The sequence below is a fragment of the Clostridium sp. CAG:43 genome (genome assembly GCF_000434655.1).
Taxonomy (GTDB): Bacteria; Bacillota; Clostridia; order Lachnospirales; family Lachnospiraceae; genus Otoolea; species Otoolea fessa.
Window position 1 is genome coordinate 1 of sequence record NZ_FR895115.1, and the last position, 8,393, is coordinate 8,393.

The window sequence follows — 8,393 nt, forward strand, 5'->3', positions numbered from 1 at the left end:
GCACGTATGCGTGAACAGTAACGATAAATGCAGGAGAAAAGAAGGGAGGTCCGCCCTGTGAGCTATTTGGAAGATTTTGAGAAGACGCTGGCGGAGAAATGCCATCAGAACGAGCCGCCGTTCTGCCAGGCAGCCTGNGCCGTTCTGCCAGGCAGCCTGTCCGTTCCGGCTGGATATCAAGGGGCTGGAAGAAAAGTGGAAAAAGGGACGTTTCAACGCGGCGTACCGGACCTATCAGAATACGGTGGGATTTCCGGATATTGTGTCGAAGCTGTGCAGCCATCCGTGCGAGAAGGCATGTCTGCGTGCGAAGCTGGACGGCGGGATCGCGATCGGGCTTTTAGAGCGGGCGACGGTCGAGTACGCGAAGCGGAAGGCACCGAATGCGTATAACCTGCCGTCGAAAGGAAAAAAGATCGCGATCGTCGGAGGCGGTCTTTCGGGGCTTGGCTGTGCACTGCGTCTCTGCAATAAAAAGTACGAGGTAACGGTTTATGAGCGGGAAATGGTTCTGGGCGGTCAGGCGAGAAACCAGATGGATCCGGAGGAATTTGATGCGGAGATCGAGGCACAGTTCCAGTTTGAGGAATTTTCACGCCATCTCGGTGAAACGGTAGCGGATTTGGAGGCACTCCGGGCGGACTATGATGCCGTGTATGTGGCAACTGGGGCAGATGGCGCTGACTTTGGTCTGGAAATGGCTCCGGACGGCGCATTTGCAACCCGGACACCGGGCGTTTTCATTGGAGGTTCCCTGACAGGCGGCGACAGCATGAAGGCGCTGGCAGATGGGCTGGCGGTTTCGCTTGCGATCGAACGGTATCTGAAAACGGGCGGCATGAATGAGCCATTTCGAAAGGAAGGGACACTTTTAAATCTTCAAACGAATGGGATCGAGCGTGCCGATCGGGTGGTTCCGGCAAACGGGGAATCGTATACGGAGGAAGAGGCGATGCAGGAGATCACGCGCTGCCAGAAGTGTTCGTGTGATGCCTGTATGCGTGCCTGTGATCTGATGCGCCTGCATGAGAAAACACCGCGCCGCCTGTATGAAGAGGTTTACATAACAATTCATCCCGGCACGTTATCGCGTGATGGTACGTGGGCGACCAGGCTGATCAGCACCTGCGATCACTGCGGGCTTTGCAAGGAAGTCTGTCCGCAGCATATCGATTTCAGCCAGTTTCTGCTTGACAGTATGCGGGCAATGCAAAAAAAAGGCGCGATGCCGTGGCCATTCCACGATTTCTGGCTGCGCGACATGGCATATGCCTCCGGAAAAGCGGGGCTTACGCGGAAACCGGAGAATGTTAAGAAGAGTTCCTATGCATTCTTTCCGGGATGCCAGCTCGCCGGTTCGGATCCGCGCTATGTGACGCGGACGTATGAGTGGCTGCGTTCCAAAAAGCCGGATGCGGCGATCTGGATGACCTGCTGCGGTGCGCCTGCCGAGTGGGCAGGCGAAGTAGACATCCACGCGGCACATCTGGAGGAAATGCGGCGGCAGTGGAGAGAGCTTGGCGAACCGACAGTGGTTTTAGCATGCCCGAACTGCCGGAAGATGTTTGAAGAATACCTGCCGGAGCTTCCGGTTGTCTTTCTGGCGGAAGTGATGGAAGAGTGGGGCGTGGAGAAAGATGCTGCTTTGGAACCGGACAATGCTGAAAAGGGTGAAATGGAAGCAGGAAGTGCCCAGCAAGCGCAGTCGTATGCCTTGTTTGATCCCTGCGCCAGCCGCTATTACCCGGAATTGCAGGAGAGTGTACGCCATCTGGCGGATGCAGCAGGGATTACATGGGAAAATCTGCCGTATGACGGGAAAAAAGCGCGCTGCTGCGGATACGGCGGGCATATCGGGATTGCTTCTCCGAGCCACACAAGCTATATGACAACTTCCCGTGCAAAAGAGGAGGAACTGCCGTATGTGACCTACTGCGTCAACTGCCGGGAGTCCTTTGCCGGACAGGGTAAGGAGGCGGTTCATATCCTCGACCTGTTGTTTTGGTTAAATGGCGCGGGGCGCCCGGCGGCGACGGTGACGGAGCGCTGGCACAACCGCCTGGCGGCGAAACGGGAACTGCTTAAGACGTACTGGAATGAGACGATCGAAGAGGAAACACATATGAAATTAGAAGTTGAGAAGGAGCTGGAACGCAAATTGTCAGCGAGCCAGATTTTGATCGAAGATATGGAACAGGTCATTGAACACTGTGAGCGGGAAGACCGCGGCATCATCGACCCGGAGACGGGACATCGGATCGGGCATCTAAAGATCCAGCATATGACCTACTGGGCAGAGTACGAGGTGCTGCCGGACGGCGGTTATAAGCTCTGGAATGGCTACAGCCACCGCATGAATCTGGAAGGAGAGTGATGAGTATGCCGACGATCGATGGAGGCGGAAGAGATCAGCGGATCAAAGAGGCGTTGGAGAAAAAAGTTATCTGCCGCCGGTGTCAGGTGGAGATGGTGCCGAAATCCACATTTTTTGACTATCTGGGGCACAATTTCCACACCGAGATCCTGTGCTGCCCGAAGTGCGGCGAGGTATATCTGCCGGAAGCGCTGGTAAAAGGGCGTATGGCGGATGTGGAGAGAGAGCTGGAAGATAAGTAGATAGTAGATATAAGTATGATTCATGAGAGATGCTTTTGGATCTGAAAAGGATAGGTGAGACAGGCTGGCTGCGGGGATTTGCCATGTGTGAACATGAGAACACAGCCCATTTGCGGCTGGCTGCATCATGGGAGAACTGTAATGAATTGAGATAAGGGGATGAAAGACGATGGTAATGAACGTACAGGACAGAGGTGTCCTGCCGGAAGAAATGCGCTATACATACAGTGTCTGCCCGGTTTGTTTAAAACGCATTCCGGCAAAGCGGGAAGAGCGGGACGGGCAGATATATCTGGTAAAAACCTGCCCGGAGCACGGGACATTTTCCAGTGTAATCTGGAGAAATAAGCGCAAGTTTGCCGACTGGCGCGGGGAACGTCCGGCGGTGGGAGAAAATGAAAATCTAAATTGCCCGGCGGGCTGCGGTCTGTGTGCGGAGCACAGGCGCGCCACCTGCTGTACCCTGCTGGAGATCACAGCGCGGTGCAATATGAACTGTACCTTCTGTTTTGCGGAGCCGGACGGGACGCAGGATCTGTCCTTAGACACGGTAAAACGGTGGATCGACGATCTGACGGAGCCGGGAAAGACACTTTTGCAGCTTTCCGGCGGGGAACCGACAGTGCGGGACGATCTGCCGGAGATCGTGGCGTATGCGAAGCAGGTTGGCTGTAAATATGTGCAGTTAAACAGCAACGGTCTGCGCCTGGCGGAGGACGAGGCGTTTGTAAAGCGTCTGGCGGATGCGGGACTTTCGTTTGTATTTATGCAGTTTGACGGCGTGGACGATGCCGTATATGAAAAACTGCGCCGCCGCCCGATGCTGGAAGTGAAAAAACGGGCGATCGAGCAGTGCGGCCGGTATGGAATCGGCGTGACGCTTGTTCCGGTCATTGTTCCGGGCGTCAATACGGAGCAGATCGGGGACATCATCCGGTTTGCCATTCAGCGGTCGCCGTATGTGCGCGGCGTGCATTTCCAGCCGGTCAGCTATTTTGGACGTATCCCGGAGCTTCCGGCGGATGATGACCGCTATACGCTGGATGAGCTTCTGGAGGCGGTTGTCAGCCAGAGCGGCGGGCTTATCAAAGAGGAACAGATCGCGCCATCCTGCTGCGATCACCCGATGTGTGGGTTCCACGGGGATTTCATCGTGATGCCTGGGGATAAATTGATGCCGCTGACAAATTATAGTGGAAAAACCGAGGCAGAACCGGAGGGCGAAGGCTGCTGCTGCGGTCCGGATCCGGCGGAGAAGAACCGTGAATTTGTCGGACGCCGCTGGGAACGGCGCGATCTGGAAGAGACGTGCTGTTGTGGAGAAAGTCAGCCGGAAAAAGAAAGCTGCTGCTGCGATGCCAATGCAGATGCGTATCTGTTGGAGAAAGTACAGCCCGAACCAGGAAGCTGCTGCTGTGGCGGAACTCAGCCCGAACCAGAATCCTGCTGCTGTGAAGAAGAATCAGTTGACATAACAAATATGGAGGACTTCTTAAAGCGTGCAAAAAGCCACGGCTTCACGATCACATCCATGGCGTTTCAGGATGCCGGAAATCTCGATATCGAGCGCCTGCGCCAGTGCAGCCTGCATGTGTATAAAGACGGGAAGAAGATTCCGTTCTGTGCATACTACTTGTCTCCGATGGAAAGAGGCAGATAATAGAAGCGCAGAAAGGAGAGGTGCAAAAAATGGATACAAATGAGTACAGTCTCTGCCGACCGGGCGGATTTGCGCTGACGAGGCAGATGTTCCAGTTTGCGGGAATTGAGATACCAGAGGCGGGAGCGGCAGAGACGGAGTCTACAGACCCTGCAGTGCCGCTTCGCGTCATCGACATCGGCTGCGGAACCGGCGGCACGATGCGATGGCTTTCTGAGCATTGCCCGGGCTGGCAGATTTCCGGCTTGGATAAGAATCCGGATGTGCATGAACCTGGCTGGATAGAGACTGGATGTGCGGAGAAACTGCCATATCCAGATCAGACGGCAGATATCATTCTGATGGAATGCAGTTGTTCCAAAGCTGCGGAACCGGCGGCGGCGCTCCAGGAGGCGTACCGGGTGTTAAAGCCGGAGGGATGGCTTTTGATGAGCGATATGTATGCCCGGAAAAAAGAGCTTTTCTTAGACGGGATGCTGGGACGGCTGGAGTCCGCTAAAACAATCCGTGACCGGATAGCAGATGCGGGTTTTGCGCTTGCAAATATGCAGGATGTGTCTGGGACACTGGCGGAGTGGATTGGGCAGCAGATCTTTGATGGAAATCTGGAATCCGTCTGCGCGGCGCTGGGGGCGGAACGGAAGATTTTAAAAGAAGCGGGCTGCGGTTATTTTATTACAGCGGCGCAGCCGTCCGGGTTATGGCGGACACTTTCGTATGTAAAGGAGAAAAGTCCATTTTATCAGAAGAAATTTACATCCGTCTGGGGACAGCTTGGGGAAATGGCAGGTTCCGATGTACGGCTCGCGCCGGATTCGTTTTCATGGGCGGATTTCCGGACACTTCCCCTCACAACCTCGGAGGAACTGAAAGCGGAGCCGGAAACATTTTTATGTGTTCCAGCCAAGGAGATCGCGCGGATCATCACGCTGAAAACCTCCGGCAGTACAGGGGCACCGAAGCGCCTGTTTTTTACCGAAGACGATCTGATGCAGACGGCGGATTTCTTTGAAACAGGGATGCAGTACATGGTAAAGCCAGGCGATCGGGTCACGGTTTATATGGAAGGACCGGGATTTTTTTCGATTGGAGGACTTTTAAAAGAAGGATTGGGGCGCATTCAGGTGGAGACGAAGGTTCATGGACTGATTCACGATATGGAAGCGGCAGCGCGGGACGGCGAGGGGGCAGACTGCCTGATCGGTGTCCCAAGCCAGATGTATGCGCTGGCGGCCCATGCGCCGGGGCTCCGCCCGAAAACAGTGCTTTTAAGTGCTGATTATGTGCCGGTCAGCGTGCAGCGTTTTTTGGAAAAAACATGGAACTGCCGGGTCTTTACACACTGGGGGATGACGGAAACTGGTTACGGCGGCGGCGTACAGTGTGGGGCGCGCGCGGGTTACCATCTGCGGGACAGGGACCTTTTGATTGAGATTCTGGATCCGGAGACGGGACAGCCGGTTCCGGAAGGGCAATACGGCGAGCTGGTTCTGACAACGCTTCGGCGGCGGGGAATGCCGCTTGTGCGCTATCGGACCGGCGATCTGGGGCGGATGATTGCAGAACCGTGTGCCTGCGGATGTTTAAAGCCCAGACTTGATAAGGTTGAGGGACGGCTGGATGACAGCGTCCGGCTGTCCGGCGGCAAAGTACTTTCCATGCACCTATTAGATGAGCTTTTATTTGCCCTGGATGAGGTGGAAGATTTTCAGGCATCTTACAATGCGGCGCAGAAGCATCTGACGGTGGCTGTTATGAAGAAAGCGGGTTATGCAGATGCGGTAGGAAGCAGAGTGAAAAATGTCAAAGCAGCATTAACGGAATACTTTGGGAACTGCCTGACCGTTTCTGTGATAGAAAAAGAAATTTCCCCCTATATCGGTTCGGGAAAAAGGCGGCTGATCATCGAGGAAAAATGAAAAATGAGTGGTAAAATTCAATATCATGAAAAACTTGACGATAAGTTTTAATTGCAGTATCATAAAATTAAAAATAATCGAGAAATTTTGAAAAAAATCAGTAAAATTTGACAAGAACAAGGAGAAAAAAATGAACATAGCGATTGCATCAGAGACAGAGGAGATCGACGGACTGGTACCGGCGACTTTTAAGGAGAGTCCGTTTTTGATGATTATTGACGCGGACAAGAACCAGATTTTCCATGTCTATGGAAAACAGGATCCGGACAATCTGGTATTTGCGAAGAAGGTGGTAGAACATGACTGTGAGGCAGTCATCTGCGGACCGATCGAGAAAGAACCGTTTGAGATACTGGTAAAGGCGGGCGTGACCCGTTATCTGGGAAGCGGGCATACGGTTCAGAAGGCATATAGCTATATGAACCGTTATAAACTGGAGCTGATCCGCGACTACATCGGCGGACCGGGACCATTTGGACACAGCCATGATTTCAGCTGCGAGTGTGGGGAAGAAGAGGAACACGAGCACTAGGAAAGGACAGAATGCGGACGATTTATTTGATCCGGCATGGGAAGCCGGAATTTCCAGATGAACGGAAATATTGCATCGGGCGGACGGATCTGCCGCTTTCAGAGGAAGGGCGGACACAGATTCGGGTGCTGGGGGAGACATTTGCGGGACGCAGAATTGAAAAGATTTATACCAGCCCGTTAAAGCGCTGCCGGGAGTCAGCCGCGATCCTGCAGGAAGTGATTGACAGAAGTATTCCGATTGAGGTCGTAGATGGTCTGGCGGAGATTGACATGGGGGAATGGGATGGTCATTCCTTCGATGAAATCCGGGAACAGTTTCCAGCGGAGTATGTGGCACGAGGGGCAGATATGTACGATTTCCGACCGCCGCAGGGAGAGAGTTTTGCGGATTGTGCAGGGCGCGCCAGGACAACCTGGAATGAACTCCGGATGAAGAGCCGGGGCGATATTCTGGTAATCGGGCACGCGGGTTGGTTCCGGACACTGATCAGCGGCTGGGAGAAGCGGAAAAAGGCAGAACTTCTGCAGATTCCCTTTGGCTACGGACAGGTGTATGAAAGAAAGGATTATGTATTTGACGCCTTGATCTCGGCGGCGGGGCGATCCTCGCGGATGGGGGATTTCAAACCGCTCATGAAACTTGGCGCCCAGACGGTCCTGGAACGTGAGATACAGACGCTGCGGGCGTGCGGCGTACATGAAATCACGATCATTACCGGACGCCGGGCGGAAGATATACGTGCGGCGGCTGCGGGACCGGGAATCCATTTCATCCACAATCCGGCGTATGCGGAGACGAAAATGTTTGATTCCGTCTGCCTGGGGCTTTCCTATTATAAGGAAAAGCGGAAAACGGCAGGAAAAGAGACGCTGGATGGCATTTTCTTTTTCCCGGTGGATGTGCCGCTGTTTACGCTATTTACGCTGGAATATGAAAAATACCGGTTTGCGGAAGGCGATGGGGATGTCTATCTCCCGGAGTATGAGAAAACACCGGGGCATCCGCTCCTGATCCGTGCAGATGTGATCGAAAAACTGCTGCAGCATGACGGAACGATGGGGCTTAAAGGCGCCTGTGAACAGCCGGAAATCCGCCGGATTCCCCTGGATGTGCCGGATCCGGGCTGTGCGTTTGATGCGGATACACAGGAAGAGTTTCAGAAATTGCGTGATTGGGAGAGAAAACGTCCTGTCCCGGACAAAGAGGAGTGTGAACGTCTGCTTGCATGGTTTCACACGCCGGAGGCGACGGTGCGCCATAGCCGGGTGGTTGCGGAGCTGGCCGTGGAATTGGCAGATAGAGTTCTAAAGCATAGGGCGGAAACGTGTGTGGAGATGACATACAAAAGCCCCCCAATCGATAAATATAAAATCTACGCGGCGGCGCTTCTTCACGACATCGCTAAAGCATACCCCGAACATCCGGAGACAGGGGCGGGATGGCTGCGGCTTCTGGGACATACCGGGATCGCGGATATCGTTGCGGATCATATGGATCTGCCGGAGGAAAAGCTGGGATATCTGAATGAAAGCCTGATCGTGTATCTGGCGGACAAGCAGGTACAGGGAGAACGGCGTGTAACGATCGAAGAACGGTTTGCGGCAAAACGGGAGAAATTTAAGGATAACCCGGAGGCGCTGGCGGGCGTGGAACGGCGGTATCG

The 8,393-nt window shown here is 54.1% G+C and carries 6 protein-coding genes; all 6 read left to right on the plus strand.

All coding sequences use genetic code 11. The features are described from left to right. Positions 1-76 precede the first annotated feature (76 nt). Positions 77-2,374 carry a pyridine nucleotide-disulfide oxidoreductase/dicluster-binding protein gene (locus QVO97_RS11565; RefSeq protein WP_022360473.1) on the plus strand — a complete coding sequence of 766 codons (2,298 nt, stop codon included), beginning with the start codon at positions 77-79 and terminating at the stop codon, positions 2,372-2,374. Continuing rightward, a complete protein-coding gene (locus QVO97_RS11570; protein WP_288189748.1) occupies positions 2,374-2,616 on the plus strand; it encodes a DVU_1557 family redox protein in 243 nt (80 codons plus the stop codon). Before QVO97_RS11565 ends, QVO97_RS11570 begins: the two co-directional genes overlap by 1 nt. Positions 2,617-2,785: 169 nt before the next feature. Continuing rightward, entirely contained in the window at positions 2,786-4,276 is a 1,491-nt protein-coding gene (trsS, locus tag QVO97_RS11575) for a radical SAM (seleno)protein TrsS (protein ID WP_022360475.1), read from the plus strand. 29 nt (positions 4,277-4,305) lie between these two features. Further along, complete coding sequence (locus tag QVO97_RS11580) at positions 4,306-6,195, plus strand: DVU_1553 family AMP-dependent CoA ligase (protein ID WP_022360476.1); 1,890 nt, start codon at positions 4,306-4,308, stop codon at positions 6,193-6,195. A gap of 130 nt (positions 6,196-6,325) precedes the next feature. After that, complete coding sequence (locus tag QVO97_RS11585; RefSeq protein ID WP_022360477.1) at positions 6,326-6,727, plus strand: NifB/NifX family molybdenum-iron cluster-binding protein; 402 nt, start codon at positions 6,326-6,328, stop codon at positions 6,725-6,727. 11 nt (positions 6,728-6,738) lie between these two features. Then, positions 6,739-8,393, plus strand: a 1,655-nt coding sequence (locus QVO97_RS11590; RefSeq protein ID WP_288189750.1) for a DVU_1551 family NTP transferase, incomplete at its 3' end; no start/stop codon positions are given.